The sequence below is a fragment of the Siccirubricoccus sp. G192 genome (assembly GCF_019084075.1).
Taxonomy (GTDB): Bacteria; Pseudomonadota; Alphaproteobacteria; order Acetobacterales; family Acetobacteraceae; genus G192.
Window position 1 is genome coordinate 190,458 of the sequence record NZ_JAHREN010000001.1, and the last position, 16,468, is coordinate 206,925.

The 16,468-nt window shown below is 69.6% G+C and carries 12 protein-coding genes and 3 pseudogenes; 13 read left to right on the top strand and 2 right to left on the bottom strand.

What is annotated here, in order from left to right:
* On the bottom strand, positions 1-831 hold the full coding sequence (locus tag KSF81_RS31770) for an IS6 family transposase (protein WP_375293295.1): 831 nt from the start codon (positions 829-831) through the stop codon (positions 1-3).
* Positions 832-1,141: 310 nt separating this feature from the next.
* Between KSF81_RS31770 and KSF81_RS00905 the strand changes: the two genes are divergently transcribed.
* The 11 genes and pseudogenes from KSF81_RS00905 (at position 1,142) to KSF81_RS00960 (ending at position 14,431) form a co-directional block, all read left to right on the top strand.
* A complete protein-coding gene (locus tag KSF81_RS00905) occupies positions 1,142-1,666 on the top strand; it encodes a hypothetical protein (RefSeq protein ID WP_217377333.1) in 525 nt (174 codons plus the stop codon).
* Positions 1,667-2,258: 592 nt separating this feature from the next.
* On the top strand, positions 2,259-2,960 hold the full coding sequence (locus KSF81_RS00910; RefSeq protein ID WP_254453298.1) for a CBS domain-containing protein: 702 nt from the start codon (positions 2,259-2,261) through the stop codon (positions 2,958-2,960).
* A gap of 176 nt (positions 2,961-3,136) precedes the next feature.
* Positions 3,137-5,228, top strand: a pseudogene (gene tkt / locus KSF81_RS00915) (transketolase).
* On the top strand, positions 5,225-8,041 hold the full coding sequence (locus KSF81_RS00920) for a bifunctional transaldolase/phosoglucose isomerase (RefSeq protein WP_217377334.1): 2,817 nt from the start codon (positions 5,225-5,227) through the stop codon (positions 8,039-8,041). Before tkt ends, KSF81_RS00920 begins: the two are co-directional and overlap by 4 nt.
* A gap of 23 nt (positions 8,042-8,064) precedes the next feature.
* Positions 8,065-9,030, top strand: a pseudogene (gene gnd / locus KSF81_RS00925) (phosphogluconate dehydrogenase (NAD(+)-dependent, decarboxylating)); the annotation flags it as partial.
* Between the two features lie 24 nt (positions 9,031-9,054).
* Positions 9,055-10,596 (top strand): glucose-6-phosphate dehydrogenase, encoded by a 1,542-nt coding sequence (gene zwf / locus KSF81_RS00930; RefSeq protein WP_217381511.1) that lies wholly within the window; start codon positions 9,055-9,057, stop codon positions 10,594-10,596.
* A 34-nt stretch (positions 10,597-10,630) separates the two neighbouring features.
* Entirely contained in the window at positions 10,631-11,458 is an 828-nt protein-coding gene (locus KSF81_RS00935) for a Cof-type HAD-IIB family hydrolase (RefSeq protein ID WP_217377335.1), read from the top strand.
* Positions 11,455-12,120, top strand: coding sequence for a ribulose-phosphate 3-epimerase (gene rpe / locus KSF81_RS00940; RefSeq protein WP_217377336.1), 666 nt, complete (start codon positions 11,455-11,457; stop codon positions 12,118-12,120). The genes KSF81_RS00935 and rpe overlap by 4 nt, the downstream gene beginning before the upstream one ends.
* Positions 12,117-12,821 (top strand): 6-phosphogluconolactonase, encoded by a 705-nt coding sequence (gene pgl, locus KSF81_RS00945; protein WP_217377337.1) that lies wholly within the window; start codon positions 12,117-12,119, stop codon positions 12,819-12,821. Before rpe ends, pgl begins: the two co-directional genes overlap by 4 nt.
* Complete coding sequence (gene rpiA, locus KSF81_RS28780; RefSeq protein WP_254453299.1) at positions 12,818-14,044, top strand: ribose-5-phosphate isomerase RpiA; 1,227 nt, start codon at positions 12,818-12,820, stop codon at positions 14,042-14,044. Before pgl ends, rpiA begins: the two co-directional genes overlap by 4 nt.
* Positions 14,045-14,263: 219 nt before the next feature.
* Entirely contained in the window at positions 14,264-14,431 is a 168-nt protein-coding gene (locus KSF81_RS00960; protein ID WP_217377338.1) for a hypothetical protein, read from the top strand.
* Between the two features lie 731 nt (positions 14,432-15,162).
* Here KSF81_RS00960 and KSF81_RS00965 read toward each other — a convergent pair.
* Positions 15,163-15,363, bottom strand: a pseudogene (locus KSF81_RS00965) (IS110 family transposase); the annotation flags it as partial.
* Between the two features lie 64 nt (positions 15,364-15,427).
* Between KSF81_RS00965 and KSF81_RS00970 the strand changes: the two are divergent.
* Both KSF81_RS00970 and KSF81_RS00975 read left to right on the top strand, forming a co-directional pair.
* Entirely contained in the window at positions 15,428-15,955 is a 528-nt protein-coding gene (locus KSF81_RS00970) for a winged helix-turn-helix domain-containing protein (RefSeq protein ID WP_217377339.1), read from the top strand.
* On the top strand, positions 15,861-16,454 hold the full coding sequence (locus KSF81_RS00975; RefSeq protein WP_217377340.1) for a transposase: 594 nt from the start codon (positions 15,861-15,863) through the stop codon (positions 16,452-16,454). The genes KSF81_RS00970 and KSF81_RS00975 overlap by 95 nt, the downstream gene beginning before the upstream one ends.
* The last annotated feature ends 14 nt before the right edge of the window (positions 16,455-16,468 follow it).

Here is a 16,468-nt window from a genome sequence, read left to right on the forward strand (position 1 = left end):
CTAGACAGTGAGCCGTGCAGGCAAACGCCGCATCGCTGGCTCCAGGCGCTCATCGAAATGACTGATGGGTACAACGGCGATCCGAAGATCGAGGCTGTGTTCAAGCGCGAGTGCGTCAACTGCGCTCACAACATCCCGACCGTGCAGATCGTGGAAGTGACCGTAGATCATGCTGTGCGCCGACAGGAACCGCTGGGCTTGCCTGGGTGACTTGAACCGCTGCATCTGGCGCTCCCGGCGCCGGGTTGGCCGATGGGAGTTTTCGACCGGGTTGTTGAGGTAGCGGCTGCTGCGATGTCGTACATCGGGCAGGAACTTGCGCTTCGCTGCGCCGTAGCTGCGCAGGCCATCCGTGACGATGCACTTCGGCTTGTACTTCAGTCCGGCCAGCAGGCGCTTGAAGAAGCATGTAGCCGCGGTCACGTTCCGCCGGCCCTGCAAGAGGATGTCGAGCACAACCCCGTGCTGGCCCACCGCATGCCAAAGGTAGTGCAGCACACCGCTGATCCGCAGGAAGACCTCATCGAGGGGACAAGTGTCGCCGGGCTTCGGCCGGCGCCGACGCAGCTTTCGGGCGAGTCGGTCCCGAACCTCAGGCCCCACTGCCGGATGCTCTCGTGCGTGACCGTAATCCCGCGCTCGGCCAGGATCAGCTCGACGTCCTGCAGGCTCAGGTTGAAGACATGATAGAGCCATATGGCGTGGCTGATGATCTCGGCGGGGAGGCGGTAGCCGGGGTAGGTGGCGAACTCGGGCGCCATCAACCCAGCTTGGCCCAGCCACTTCGTTCTGGATAGAGACCGCCAACTTGGCAATGCCGCCCGCCGCCATGTGGCCACCATGTAGCCACCATGTAGAGGTTTGGACCCGACGCTGCGTGTAGCATCGGAGCGCCCCTGCCCCTGCACTACCTGCGGCGTTCGTGCGCCACGCAGCGGCCGGACCGCGAGCACGTTGAAAGCGACGCGCCCAGGCCCAAGATGAAGAACATGGTTTTGCTCAGCGCGACATCCCGCCGCGTAGGGCGGCCGAGTACTCTGCTCGCAGGCCTTTAGCCTCGGGCTCGGGGACAACCACTGTCGGATGGACCGAGGACGTGCCCTCCCCGAAGGCGCGCGTCCCCCGTCCAGGAACGAGAGGAGTGGTGCTCGTGGTCGATGCTGCCCGTGCACGCCGTGGCCCCAGAGCGGGCGCGCCCTTCGTTGCTTCGGACGACTTGTGGACCCTGGAGGCGATCGCGCGGTCGCGGCTGGAATCGGATGACCCGATCGGCCGCGCCCTGGCTGAGAAGCTCGAACGCTGCGTGATCCTGCCTCCCGGCGCGATCATCTCCGGCCTTGCCACGCTGAGCTCCCGCGTGGTGCTCAGCCTTGGCGGACGCGCCGCGCAGGCGCGTGTCCTCGTCGGTACGGAGGAGAAGCACGCCTTCCCGAAATCGGCGCTCCCAGTGGCGACACCGCTGGGCGTCGCCGTGCTCGGGTTGATGGCTGGATCGAAGGCGGTCGTCCGCCACAACGATGGACGCACGGAGGAGGTCCAGGTCCTCTCCGTCGCCCATCTGCCGCAGGCCGTGCGGCGGGCTCCGGTCCCGAGGACGCGCGCAGAGCGCGGGGGCGCCGACCGCCTCGCCACCGTCGGCGCCCTGTCGCCCGGGCACGGCCAATGAGGAGGTCCGCCATTGCAGGACAACAGCAAGGCGTCACCAGCACCGGACATTCTCGTGGGAGACGATCGTGCCTCGATCGGCCGGGAGCAGCTCGCCGTCTCGGGAGCTGAAGCTGAATGTGCGCTACATAGGCCGCGTGGTTGATGATCTCGCCCGGGAACCGGTGGCAGTGACACAGGTCGAATGTCTGGCTCATCCGCCATGCCTCGCCAGTCGCCTCATTTCGGCCGGCGGCGGTTCCCGTGACAATGTCCGTGACGGGAACCCAACGACGAAGGTATCTGTCCTGATTGAGATAGCAGAATATTTGCAATCAAAGACCAATAAATCGGGATTGCCTGTTTTCTGCGGGCCGGCGAGGCTACTTCCCGACACGCTCATATTTGATGCGGCACGGCCCGAAGGAGCGGGAGATGGGTGATGATCGGCCGGACCGATTTGCTCAGCCTCATGGCCTGCCGGAGAGTGATCCGAACACGGCACCGCCAAGCAGCTCATCCCGGCTGCCATCGCAGCCAGCGGCGCGGCATGCGCCATCAAGGGCTACCGCACGCCGCAGGGCGGAGCACCAACAACCTGAGGAGGGACAGCCATGGACGGCCTGAAAGCGCGGGATTTGATGACACCCGATGTGGAGATGATCCCGCCCGATCTCCCGGTGGCGGCCATCGCGCGGCTGCTCGCCGATCGCCACATCTCGGCCGTGCCGGTTGTCGATGCCGATGGTGCGCTACTTGGCATTGTCAGCGAGGCCGATCTGATCCGTCGCATTGCATCCCGGCTCGACAAGCCGCCCTCCTGGTTCACCACCCTCGTCGCGGATCCGGTGGCAGCAGCCGACCGCTACTCGCGCACGCACGGTTTCGTGGCGCGCGAAGTGATGACGGCCAATGTCGTTACCGTCACGCCGGAGACCCCGGTCGCCGAGGTTGCGGCCTTGATGGAGCAGTACGGCATCCGCCGGGTGCTGGTGATGGAGGACGGCCGTCTCCGCGGCCTCGTCAGCCGTGCAGACCTGCTCCGGGCACTCGTCGCGCCGACGACGGAGGCGACCGAGGTGTCCGATGAGCTTATCCGGCGTGCGGTCGTCGCTAAGATGCGGCGCGAGCCCTGGGCAGACACCTCTCACACGGTGGTCGAAGTCAAGGATGGCGTGGTTGAGTTCCACGGCTTCTCGACCAGCGAAGCAGCGCAGCGCGGCCTGCACGTGCTGGCCGAGCAGGTGCCCGGAGTCAAGGGTGTAGCTGATCGGACGCAGCCGCTGCCGCAATACTTCTACGCCGAATACACATGAGGATCAGGCGATGACCGGGTCCTGTGCAACCTGACGCTGTTCGCGCTCGATCGCGTCGAGAGCGCGAACGTGCTGCTTACCCTTGGCGCCGTGGAGGGTGCCCGTAACATCCTGCGCTGCCTGATGGCGATGCAGATAGCCGAATTTCCCCCCCAGCCCTCAGCAGCGGAGGTGCCATGAGTGTCGAACATGATCAGGAGCCGGGCATGCAGGCCGTCCGACCTATCGACCGACTGTGCATCGACACGATCCGCACCTTGGCGATGGATGCGGTGCAGAAAGCCAGGTCCGGCCATCCCGGCACGCCCATGGGGCTCGCACCGGTCGCCTATACGCTGTGGCAGAGAGTGCTGCGATACGATCCCGCTCACCCTTTGTGGCCCAATCGCGACCGCTTCGTGCTCTCGGTCGGGCATGCCTCGATGCTGCTTTATGCCCTGCTGCACCTCGCGGACGTGCGCGACGCGGATGGGCAGGGCGAGGCCGTCACGCTCGACGACATCAAGGCGTTTCGCCAGATCGGCAGCCGGACTCCCGGCCATCCCGAATACCGGCTGACCACGGGCGTCGAAAGCACCACCGGCCCGCTCGGCCAGGGGGGTCGCCAACAGCGTCGGCATGGCGATGGCGCAGCGCTGGACGGCCGAGCGGTACAACAAGCCGGGCTTCCCGATCCTCGATTACCATGTCTGGGCGCTGTGCAGCGACGGCGACATGATGGAGGGGGTTTCGAACGAGGCGGCCTCGATCGCCGGCCATCTACGGTTGTCGAACCTGACCTGGATCTACGATAGCAACCGCATCACCATCGAGGGCTCGACCGACCTCGCCTTCAGCGACGATGTGGGCCGTCGCTTCGAGGCGTATGGCTGGGCGGTGCGTCGGGTGGGGGATGCGAACAACACGGCAGCCGTGGAGGATGCGCTCCGCGGCATCGCCGCGGACCGGCCGACCCTGATCATCGTGCGCAGCGTCATCGGCTACGGCGCGCCGCACAGGCAAGGCACGCGCGAGGCGCATGGCGAGCCGCTCGGCGAGAAGGAGGTGCGGCTGACCAAGTGCGCTTATGGCTGGCCGGAGAACGCGCAATTCCTGGTGCCGGATGGGGTGCGCGAGCACTTCGCCGCGGTGTTGGGCCGGCGCGGCGCTCGCCTCTACGCGGAGTCCGAGGCGCTCCGGGAGCGCTACCGTGGTGCGCAGCCGGCGCTCTCGCGCGAACTGGACCTGATGGAGCGGGGCGAGTTGCCCGAAGACTGGGATGCCGACATCCCCGTCTTTCCAGCCGACCCGAAGGGTCTGGCCAGCCGTGACTCCTCGCAGAAGGTGCTGAACGCGATCGCACCGCGGCTGCCCTGGCTGATCGGCGGCGCCGCTGACCTGGCGCCCTCGACCAAGACCAACCTCACCTTCGCCGGTGCGGGCGACTTCGAGGCCGGCGACTATGGCGGCCGCAACCTGCATTTCGGCATCCGCGAGCACGCGATGGGCGCAATCGCCAACGGGCTGGCGCTCGCGCATCTGCGCCCCTACGCCGCCGGCTTCCTGATCTTCAGCGACTACATGCGGCCACCAATCCGGCTCTCGGCCATCATGGAACTGCCGGTGGTCTACGTTTTCACCCACGACAGCATCGGCGTGGGCGAGGACGGGCCGACGCACCAGCCCATTGAGCAGTTGGCCGGCCTGCGGGCTATCCCTGGTCTGCTGGTGATCCGCCCCGCCGATGCGAACGAGGTGGCGGAGGCTTGGCGGGTGGCTCTGACGCAGAAGGACAGGCCGACCTGTCTCGTCCTCAGCCGGCAGGCGCTGCCAACCCTGGACCGCATGCGGCTTGCCCCCGCCTCTGGCCTTGCGCGCGGCGCCTACGTGCTGGCGGAGGCGGAGGCGCCGGAGGTGATCCTGGTCGCCACGGGCAGCGAGGTCGGACTCGCCCTCGCCGGGCGCGACAGGCTCGCGGCCGAAGGCATCCGGGCGCGCATTGTCTCCATGCCATCCTGGGAGCTGTTCGAGGCACAGCCGGAGGCCTACCGCGCCGAGGTGCTGCCGCCGGACATCCCCGGCCGCGTCGCCATCGAGCAGGCGGCCGTCCTCGGCTGGGACCGCTATGTCGGGCCCGGCGGCACCGTCATCGGGATGCGCAGCTTCGGTGCCTCGGCGCCGCTCGCGGCGCTGCAGGACAGGTTCGGGTTCACGCCGGAGAGAGTCGCCGAGGAAGGTCGCCGCCAAGCCGCCCGCACCCGCGCAGCACGTGGAGGAGCATCCGCATGAGCCCCACCCAAACGACCAACCCCCTGCGCCGGCTCGAGACCTTCGGCCAGTCGCTCTGGCTGGACTTCATCCGGCGCAGCTTCATCGCCGACGGTTCCCTCCACCGGCTGGTCCTGGCCGACGGGTTGAAGGGCGTCACCGCCAACCCGTCGATCTTCGAGAAGGCGATCGTCGGGGGCACCGATTACGACGAGGGCTTCCGCCGGCTGGCCGCCAAAGGCGACCACGGCGTGGTGGAAATCTACGAGCATCTGGCGATCGAGGACATCCGCGCGGCCTGTGACGTGCTGCACCCGGTCTTCGAGGCGACGCATCGCGCCGATGGCTATGTCAGCCTCGAGGTCTCGCCCTATCTGGCCCAGCGGACCGAGGCGACGATCGCCGAGGCACGCCGGCTCTGGGCCGCCGTGGGCCGGCCCAACCTGATGATCAAGGTTCCGGGGACCGAGGCGGGCGTGCCGGCCATCCGGCGGCTGACCGCCGAGGGGATCAATGTCAACGTCACCCTGCTCTTTGCCCGCCGCGCCTATGCCGCGGTGGCCGACGCCTTCATTGCCGGGCTGGAGGAGCGCGCCGCGCGCGGCCAGGACATCAGCCACATCGCCAGCGTCGCCAGCTTCTTCGTCAGCCGCATCGACACGCAGATCGACAAGGAGATCGACCGCCGCGTTGCCGCGGGCGACCCCGAGGCGCCGGCGCTGCGCCGGCTGCGCGGCTGCGTCGCCATCGCCAATGCCAAGCTGGCCTATCTCCACTACCAGGAGGTGCTGGCGAGCCCGCGCTGGCGGGCGCTGCGGGGCGCCATGCCGCAGCGGCTGCTCTGGGCCAGCACCAGCGTGAAGGACAAGGCCTATCGCGATGTCATGTATGCGGAGGAATTGATCGGGCCGGACACTGTGGACACGCTACCGCCGGCGACCATCGATGCCTTCCGCGATCATGGCAACCCCCGCGCCTCGCTGACCGAAGGGCTGGACGAGGCCAGGGAGGTGCTGGCGGCGGCGGAGCGGTTCGGCCTGGATCTCGACGGCGTCACCGGGAGGCTCATCGTCGACGGCGTGCGGAAATTCGCCGACGCCACCGACCAGTTGCTCGGCGCCGTCGCGGCCAAGCGGGCGGCGATGCTGGGCGACCGGTTGCTCCGCCTGGAGGTGAGGCTGCCGGAGGCGGAGGGCAAGGCGGTCGAGGCCGAGCTGGAGCGCTGGCGTGAAGGGGGCGGCATCCGCCGCCTCTGGGCCGGCGATGCCAAGCTCTGGACGGGCACCGAGGAGGCGAAATGGCTCGGCTGGCTCGGCATCGTGGATGACCGGAGCGCCCATCTCGGGGAGCTGCTGGCCTTCCAGCGGGAGGTGCGTGACGAGGGCTTCACCCGGATCCTGCTGCTCGGCATGGGGGGATCGAGCCTCGGGCCCGAGGTGCTGGCCGAGACCTTCGGCCGGCAGGACGGCTTCCCCGAACTCCTGGTGCTCGACAGCACCGATCCTGCCCAGATCGCCGCCTTCGAGGCGCGCTGCGACCTGGCGCGCACCCTGGTGATCATCGCCTCGAAGTCGGGCAGCACGCTCGAACCCAACATCCTCAAGGCCCATTTCTGGGAGCGGGTAAAGGCGGCTGTCGGGACGGAGAGGGTCGGCCGGCACTTCGTCGCGGTTACCGATCCTGGATCCACGCTGCAATCGATGGCCGGGCGGGACGGGTTCCGCCGGATCTTCCTCGGGGACCCCGCGATCGGCGGCCGCTACTCCGTGCTGTCGAATTTCGGCCTGGTGCCGGCGGCGGCAATGGGGCTCGACCTGCGCCGCTTCCTCGAAGCCGCGGCGCTGATGGTGCGGGCTTGCGGCGCGGGCGTGCCGCCGGCCCAAAATCCCGGCGTAAGGCTCGGCGCCGTGCTCGGTGTGCTCGGCCGCGGCGGGCGGGACAAGGTGACGATTACCGCCTCCCCAGGCATCGCCGATCTCGGCGCCTGGCTGGAGCAGCTCATCGCGGAAAGCACGGGCAAGGGCGGGCGTGGCCTCGTCCCGGTGGATGGCGAGGCGCTCGGCGCGCCCGAAGCCTACGGCCAGGACCGCCTGTTCGCCCATCTCCGCCTCGATGCCGGGCAGGATGTGGCGATGGAGGCGCTGGCGCAGGCCGGCCAGCCGGTCGCGCGCGTCGCGCTGGCCGATCGCTGGCAGCTCGGACAGGCCTTCTTCCTGTGGGAGATGGCGACCGCGGTGGCCGGCAGCATCCTCGGCATCGACCCCTTCGACCAGCCCGATGTCGAGGCGAGCAAGATCAAGACGCGCGCGCTGACCGATGCCTATGCGGCCTCAGGCATGCTGCCGGAGGAGGTGCCGGCGCTGGCCGAGGACGGGCTGGCCCTGTTCGGCGAGGTCGCGCCCGGCGGGCTCGACGCGGCGATCCGTGCGCATCTGGGCCGGCTCGGCGCGGGCGACTATTTCGCCCTGCTCGCCTATCTCGAGCGGAGCGAGGCCCACCGCGCGGCTCTGCAGCGGATGCGCATGGCGGTGCGCGATGCGAAGCGGGTGGCGACTGCCGCCGAGTTCGGACCGCGCTTCCTGCACTCGACCGGCCAGGCCTACAAGGGCGGTCCGAACAGCGGCGTGTTCCTACAAGTCACCGCCGCGCCGGCCCGCGACCTGCCGGTGCCGGGCGAGAGGTACAGTTTCGGCATCGTCGAGGCAGCGCAGGCCCAGGGTGATCTGGCGGTGCTGCGGGAGCGCGGGCGGCGGGTGCTCCGCGTGCATCTCGGCACGGAAATGGAGGCCGGCCTGCGCCGGCTCGAGGCGTCGATCGCCCGGGCGCTGGCGTGAGCAGAAGGGCAGGGAGCGGCGGGATGGAGATCGGGATTATCGGCCTCGGTCGGATGGGCGGCAATATCGGCCTGCGCCTGATGCGGGCGGGCCACCGCTGCGTGACCTTCGACCGCAGCGCCGAGGCCGTGCAGCGCCTGGCGACGGCCGGCGCCGCACCGGCAGGGAGCCCCACCGAACTGGTCCGGCAGCTGGCGCCGCCGCGCGCCGTCTGGGTGATGCTACCGTCCGGCCGCATCACGGAGGAGGCCGTTGCCGAACTGGCCGGACTGCTCGAACGCGGCGACACCATCATCGACGGCGGCAACAGCTTCTACAAGGATGACATCCGGCGTGCGCGGGAGTTGGCGGCGCGCGGCATAGACTATCTGGATGCCGGCACCTCCGGCGGCGTCTGGGGCCTGGAGCGCGGCTACTGCCTAATGATCGGCGGCGACAAGGCTGCGGTGGAGCGGCTCGATCCGATCTTCGCGGCCCTGGCGCCGGGGCTCGGCGACATCCCGCGCACGCCGGGGCGCGAGGGGCGCGCCTCGCGGGTGGAGCAGGGCTACCTGCATTGCGGCCCGGCCGGCAGCGGCCATTTCGTGAAGATGGTCCATAACGGCATCGAGTACGGCCTTATGCAGGCCTATGCCGAGGGCTTCGACATCCTGCGCAACCGCAGCTCCGCGGCACTGCCGGAGGAGGAGCGCTTCACCCTCGACGCCGCCGACATCGCCGAGGTCTGGCGCCGCGGCAGCGTGGTCTCCTCCTGGCTGCTCGACCTCTCCGCCGCAGCCCTGGCGAAGAATCCCGACCTTTCGACCTTCACCGGCGAGGTGCAGGACAGCGGCGAGGGCCGATGGACCGTCCAGGCGGCGATCGAGGAGGCTGTGCCGGCGCCGGTGCTCTCGGCCGCGCTCTTTGCCCGGTTCCGCTCGCGCAGCGGCAACACCTTCGGCGAGAGGCTGCTGAGCGCCATGCGCTTCCAATTCGGCGGCCATGTCGAGACACCGCACGGGGGGGAACAGGCCATGAGGGAGCGCCTCTGCCCGGATCCGGCGCTGCTGGCCCGCGCCAGCCCGGCACCCCCTGCGAGCTTCGTCATCTTCGGCGCCGGCGGCGACCTGACCAGGCGGCTGTTGATGCCGGCCCTCTACAATCTCAGCCTGGGCAGGCTTCTGGTGGACGGCTTCACGGTGATCGGCGTGGATCACAACGAGCGGAGCGACGAAGCCTACCGGCAGGGGTTGACCGAGGCCGTGCAAGGCTATGCCACCGACAGGAGCGGCGAATTCTCCGCCGATTCGATCGATAGCCACGCCTGGGGCTGGCTGCGCGACCGGCTCTTCTACCTCACCGGCGACTTCGAGGATGCCGCCACCTACCGCCGCCTGGGTGAGCGCCTCGCTGCGGCGAAGCAGGCGGGGGGCCATGGCAACTGCGTCTTCTATCTCGCCACCGCGCCGCGCTTCTTCGGTCCGATCGTCGAGCATCTGGCAAAGGCCGGATTGATGCACGAGGAGCAGGGCGATTTCCGCCGCGCCGTCATCGAGAAGCCCTTCGGCACCGATCTCGCCTCCGCCCGCGCGCTGAACGCGCGCATCCTCGGCCTGGTGGATGAGCGCCAGGTGTTCCGGATCGATCACTACCTGGGGAAGGAGACGGTCCAGAACATCCTGGCCCTGCGCTTCGCCAACGGCATCTTCGAGCCGCTGTGGTGCCGCGACCACATCGACCACGTGCAGATCACCGCGGCCGAGACGGTCGGTGTCGAGGGCCGCGGGCGCTTCTACGAGACCGCCGGCGCACTGCGCGACATGGTGCCGAACCATATGATGCAGCTCCTCACCATGACCGCGATGGAGCCGCCGAACGACTTCGGCGCCGATGCGGTGCGGGCGGAGAAGACGAAGGTCGTGCAGGCGATCTGGTCGCCTGGCCCGGAGGAGCTGGCGCGCGACGTGGTGCGCGGCCAGTACGATGCCGGCAGGGTGCGCGGCACAGCGGTCCCCGGCTACCGCCAGGAGCCGAATGTGGCACCCGACAGCGGGACCGAGACCTACATCGCGATGAAGCTGCACATCGACAATTGGCGCTGGGCCGGCGTGCCTTTCTATGTCCGCACCGGCAAGCGGCTGGCGGTGCGGCGCACCGAGGTCGCGATCCAGTTCAAGCCGGCGCCCTATACCATGTTCCGTGCCACGCCGGTGGAGTGCACAACGCCAAACCTCATGGTGCTGCACATCCAGCCGAACGAGGGCATCTCGCTTTCCCTCAGCGCGAAGCAGCCCGGTCCGACGCTGCGCCTTGCCGATGTCAGGATGGACTTCCGCTACACGGACTGGTTCAAGGCCGGGCCGAGCACCGGCTACGAGACCCTCCTTTACGACGTGCTGATCGGCGACGCGACGCTGTTCAAGCGCGCGGAGAATGTGGAGGCCAGCTGGGCCGCCGTGCAGCCGATGCTCGAATCGCCGGCCGAGGTCGAGCATTACGCCGCCGGCAGCGATGGCCCTGCCGGTGCCGAAGCGCTGCTGGCGCGGGATGGCCGGCATTGGCTGAAGCTCACATGACCCCGGCCCTGCATCCGCCGGCGCCCGGTGCGGCATGACCCGACCACGCCCGGCCCGGCTGTCGCTGCTGCTCGCCGATGTGGATGGCACCCTGGTCACCCGTGACAAGGTGCTGACCGAGCGTGCGGCCCGGGCCGCCAGGGCGCTGCGGAGGCGCAGTGTGCGCTTCGCCATCACCTCGGGCCGGCCGCCGCAGGGAATGGCGATGCTGGTCGAGCCGCTGGGGCTCGATCTGCCCATCGCCGGGTTCAATGGTGGGCAGTATGTGCGGCCGGACCTGTCGGTGATCGAGGGCCGCACCCTCCAGCCGGAAGCGGCACGGCGTGCGGCCTCGATCATCCGCGGCCACGGCCTTGATCTCTGGGTTTATGCCGGGGCCGACTGGCTGCTGCGCGATCTCAAGGCGCCGCATGTGGCGCGGGAGCAGTGGACGGTGAAGTTCCCGCCCAGGGTCGTGGCAGAACTCGACCCTCTGCTCGACCGTGCGGTGAAGCTGGTCGGGGTCAGCGATGACCTCGATCTGGTCGCACGCTGCGAGCGTACGGCGCAGGAGGCGCTCGGCGGGACCGCCTCGGCGGCGCGGTCGCAGCCCTACTATCTCGACGTGACCCACCCGCAGGCGAACAAGGGCGACGTGGTCGACTGGTTCGCCCACCACCTTGGCATCGCGCAGGGCGAGGTCGCCACCATCGGCGACCAGCCCAACGACGTGCTGATGTTCCGCCGCAGCGGTTTCGCCATCGCCATGGGCAATGCCAGCCCCGAGGTCCAGGCCCAGGCTGACGCCACCACCGCCTCCTACGACGACGAGGGCTTCGCCCGCGCGGTCGAGCGCCTCTTCCTGGACGGGCCGCCGCCATGACGCAGGTCGCGGCCTCGATCCTCGCCGCCGATTTCGGCCGGCTGGCGGAGGAGGTGCGGGCGGCCGACCGGGCCGGGGCCGACCTGATCCATGTGGACGTCATGGACGGCCGCTTCGTCCCTGAGATCAGCTTCGGAACGCCGGTCATCCGGGCGGTGCGGGCCGCGACCCGCAAGCCGGTCGAGGCGCATCTGATGATCGCCGAACCCGAACGGCACCTGGACAGCTTCGCCCGCGCCGGCGCCGACCGGGTCCTGGTGCAGGTCGAGGCGGCCTCCACCACGCATCTGCACGCCACCCTCCTGCAGGCCCGCGCGCTGGGCCTCGAGGCCGGCGTGGTCCTCGACCCCGCGACGCCGCCCGAGGCCGCGGAATGGGTGCTGCCGCTATGCGGCGTGGTGCTGGTGATGACCGTCAATCCGGGCGCCGGAGGCCGGACCTTCCTGCCGGAGGTACTGCCGAAGATCGGCCGGCTGTGCGCCATGGGCGCTGCACTCGGCCACTGTCCCCGGATCGCGGTCGATGGCGGGATCAGCCTGGCCAATACCGGGGCGGCGATCGCCGCCGGGGCGGAGATCCTCGTGACCGGCACGGCGGTGTTTCACGCGGCCGACTACGCAGCCGCCATCGCCGCGCTGCGCGGTGGGAGCGACCGGGCATGACTCCGATAGTCGAGGTTCTGGCCGACCCGGAAGCCCTCGCCGAGCGTGTTGCCGCCTGGCTGGTCGAACGGGCAACCGCGAAGCGGGGCGGTTTCTCGCTGGCCCTCTCGGGAGGTTCCACGCCGAAGCGGCTCTACCGGCGGCTGGCCGCGCTGCCCTGGCGGGGCCGGGTGCCCTGGGGGCGCATGCACCTGTTCTGGGGCGACGAGCGCTTTGTCCAGCCGGACCATCCGGACAGCAACCAGCGTATGGCACGGGAGGCGATGATCGCGCAGGTCCCGATCCCACCCGGGAACGTGCATCCCGTGCCGGTGGACGGCACGCCCGAGGAGGTCGCCCGGCGCTACGAGACGAAGCTCCGCGCCTTCGCGGCGCAGCGGCCGGGGGAGCCGCTGTTCGACGTGCAACTGCTCGGCCTCGGGCCGGATGGGCACACCGCGTCGCTGTTCCCGGGCACGCCGGCGCTGGCGGAGCGCCGGGCCTGGGTCGTGGCCGTGCTCGGCGCCAAGCCGGAGCCGCGGATCACCCTCACCTACCCCGCGCTCGACGACAGCGACGCGGTGGCGTTCCTAGTGAGCGGCGCAGAGAAGCAGGCCATCCTACGGCGGCTGCTCAATGGCGACGCCGCCCTGCCGGCCGCCGCGGTGCGGCCGAAGGGCACCATTACGGTCTTCGCCGATCAGGCGGCCATGGGGGTATGAGCGGCATGGATGGGCACCGGATCTCGGTCGTCGTCGTCATGGGGGTGTCAGGCTCGGGCAAGACGACCATCGGTACCCTGCTCGCGGGACGGTTGGGCTGGCCGTTCGCGGACGGCGACGAGTTCCACCCGCCGGCCAACATCGAGAAGATGCACGCCGGCATCCCGCTGACCGACGAGGACCGCTGGCCCTGGCTGCGGGCCATCGTCGCCTGGATCGATGACCGCCGCGCCGCGGGCGAACACGGCGTAGTCGCCTGCTCGGCGCTGCGGCGGACCTATCGGGATGTGCTGCGCGGCGGCCGGCCCGATGTACGACTGGTCTACCTGAAGGGCGACAGGACCCTGATCGCGCGCCGGCAGGCGGCGCGTCACGGCCACTTCATGCCGGCGAGCCTGATGCAGAGCCAGTTCGCCGCTCTCGAGGAGCCGGGCGCCGACGAGCGGCCCATCACCGTTTCCGTCGAGCACCGACCGCGGGAGATCGTGGAGGCCATGCTCCGGGCGCTCGGCTCGGTGGCGCCAACGGGCAGGGGCATGACCAACCAGGATGGACTGAAGCAGCGCGCGGCCGAGGCGGCGATGGCGGCGGTCGAGGACGGCATGGTGCTTGGACTCGGCAGCGGCTCCACGGCGGAACTGGCCGTGCACGCGCTGGCCGCGCGGGTCGCGGACGGACTACGGATCTCGGGCATACCCACCTCCGAGCGGACCGCGGCCCTCGCCCGCCGGCTCGGCGTGCCGCTGACCAACTTCGCCGCTCATGCGCAACTGGACCTGGCGATTGATGGTGCGGACGAGGTCGAGCCGTCCTCGCTCGCGCTGATCAAGGGACGGGGCGGGGCATTGCTGCGGGAGAAGATCGTCGCGGCCGCGAGCCGGCGCATGCTGGTCGTGGCGGACGAATCCAAGCTCGTAACCCGCCTTGGGCGCGGAGCCGTCCCGGTCGAGATCGTCACCTTTGGCTGGCAGGCGACACTCGCTCGCCTCGAAGGACTGGGCATGCGGCCGGTGCTGCGACGCGCTCCGGACGGAGCTCCATTCGTAACGGACGGCGGAAACCACATCGCGGACTGCAGCCTGGGTCTGATCGACGATGCCGCCGCACTTGATTGCCAATTGCACGCCGTAGTTGGGGTCGTCGAGACTGGGCTGTTCCTCGGATTAGCCGAGCGCGCAATTGTGGCCACCAACGATGGTATTCGCTTACTCGGGCGACAATAATTCAGCATGGGTCGGTAGTGCTGTATGTTAGAGGCTGGACGCGAAATGACTTGGGGTGGTCGGGTCGGCTCCGAGACATAGATCGTGTCGGCAGCCTGGGCTGACCATCTCGGGTCAATGTCTCGCGCCAGCCGTCCGAACACCTCTGATCTCCTTCCACCTTCGGCCCGACCTGTTCCCCGCCCCAGCCGTGGTGACGGCTGGAACGTCCTGGCCGAGGTGGAGGTATTCGTCTTTGCCGTTGAGGCGGAACTGGAGGCCATGGACCGCGAGCGGGTCGGCGTGCACCGCCGTGGCCGCAAGCCGGACCTCAGCTTACGGCGGCGCCTGATCGGGCCGATTTGGACGCTGACCTTCGGCGGCCTGCAGTGCCGCATCGCCGGCTAGCTCTCGGGCATTCCCTTCACCACCTTGCACAGCAGCTTCGCCCGCTGGACGCGATTGGGGCTGTGACGCCGGCTGGGCCAGCGCCTCGCGCTGGACTGGCGCCTGGCCCACGGCGACGAGGTCCTGCCCTCGGCGGCGGTGTTCGACAGCCGCTCGCTCCGCTCGGCTCCGAGTGCATGGGGCCGGGGCATCGACGGCGGCAAGCTGGTCAAGGGTGTCAAGCTGTTTGCCAGCTGCGACAAGTATGGCTCGCTGCTGGAGCTGGGGCTGGAATTGCAGCCGGCCAACACGGACGACCGCGCGGGCACCCTGCCAATGCTGCCGCGGCTGGCCGCGCTCGGCTTCGAGGGCGACCTGCTCGGCAACAGCGGCTTCAGGGCGCGCCCTTCGCCGCGGCGGCGCTCGCGCACGACATCCACGTCTCGGTCTCGCCCGGCGGCACGCGGGACGGGCGCTTCCTGCCGAGCGGGATCAGGTGGGTTGCTTGATCGCGGCCTCTTTCGTCAACTCCTTTCTGCTGCCCCTCTACGCCGCGTCGCCGCCGGAGCGTGGCTGTTTCCGCGGTCGGCCTCGGTGGCCGCCGCACCACGCGCCTCGAGACGAGACCCCTCCATGTCGAGCGCGCGGTCCGGTCGCCCGGCCGCAAGACCCACCGCGGGATGGCCTGCGTCGCGTTCCGGCAGGGACGCCTGCGTCCGCCTGCTTGGCGGAACCGGTGAACTCGGAGGTGATCAGGCCGCGGCTGGGACGGCAGGCCAAGCCTGGAACGGGGCGTCCGCCTTCCACATGGCGTGCAGCACGACGCCGATCTTCCGGGCCACGGCCACCGCCGCGCGCTCGAAGCCGAGCCGCTCCACCAGCTTGAGGCTCCATGCCTTGAGCGCCGACGGCCTCTGCACCCGCACCAGCAGGCAGGCCGCGGCCTCGAACAGCTACTGACCATCACGGAAAGGGCGTAAGGCTCAGGGGGGGCAGCACGTCCGTGAGGAGGTGCCCATGAATGATGATGCTTGGCGGCCGACGCGCTTGACGGTTGAGCAGTTGGAGGAGCGGCGCCTGGCAGCGGCGGTGCTGTTGCGGCAAGGGCGCTTGAGCCAGGCGGCGATTGCCCGGCAACTCGGGGTGAGTGGGGCGAGCGTGTGCCGCTGGGCAGCGACGCTGGCGCAAGAGGGCCGCCGCGGCTTGCGGCCGCGGCCACGGACCGGCCGGCCGGCGCGCCTCGATGCCCCAGCCTGGGAGCGCCTGGGCGAGGTCTTGGCGCAGGGGTCGGTGGCGGCCGGCTTTGAAACCGAGCAATGGACCCTGCGGCGCATTGCGGCACTGATCCGGCGGGAGTTCGGGGTGGCCTACCACCCGTGCTACCTGGAGCGGCCGCTGAAGGCGTTCGGCTTTTCGGTGCAACGCCCGGCCACCCGGGCGCGGGAGCGAGATGAACGAGCGATCGCCGCTTGGCCGCGCCGCACCTGGGCGGCAATCAAAAAAGCGGGCCCGCCGCGAGCGGCGCACCATCGTCTTCCTCGATGAAACCGGCCACAGCTTCCGGGCCCGTCCGGGGACGACCTGGGCGCGGCGCGGGGTGACCCCGGTACTGCAGCGGCTGAGCAAGCGGCGCGAGGTGTCGAGCGTGGTCGCGGTGACCCCGGCGGGGCAGTTGTATGCCCGGCATGTCCGAGGCAGCGTGTCGAGCCCAGTGGTGATCCAGGCCCTACAGCATTTCCGGCGCATGATCGGCCGGCCCCTTCTGGTCGTCTGGGACCGGTTGAACGCCCATCGCGCCCACCGCACCGCCGCCTTCCTGGCACACCATGCGCGCGACTTCGCAGTGGCCTACCTGCCGGCCTACGCCCCAGACCTCAATCCCGAGGAGCCTTGCAATGCCTGGGTCAAACGTACCATGGAAAACGCCCTGCCCTGCGGCATTGCCGACCTCCACCGGCGCGTCCAACGCGCCTTCCGCCGCTTGCAGCACCGGGCAGATTTCATCATCGGCTGTTTCCGGCACGCCGGCCTGAGCCTTACGTAACTTCCGTGTAAGTG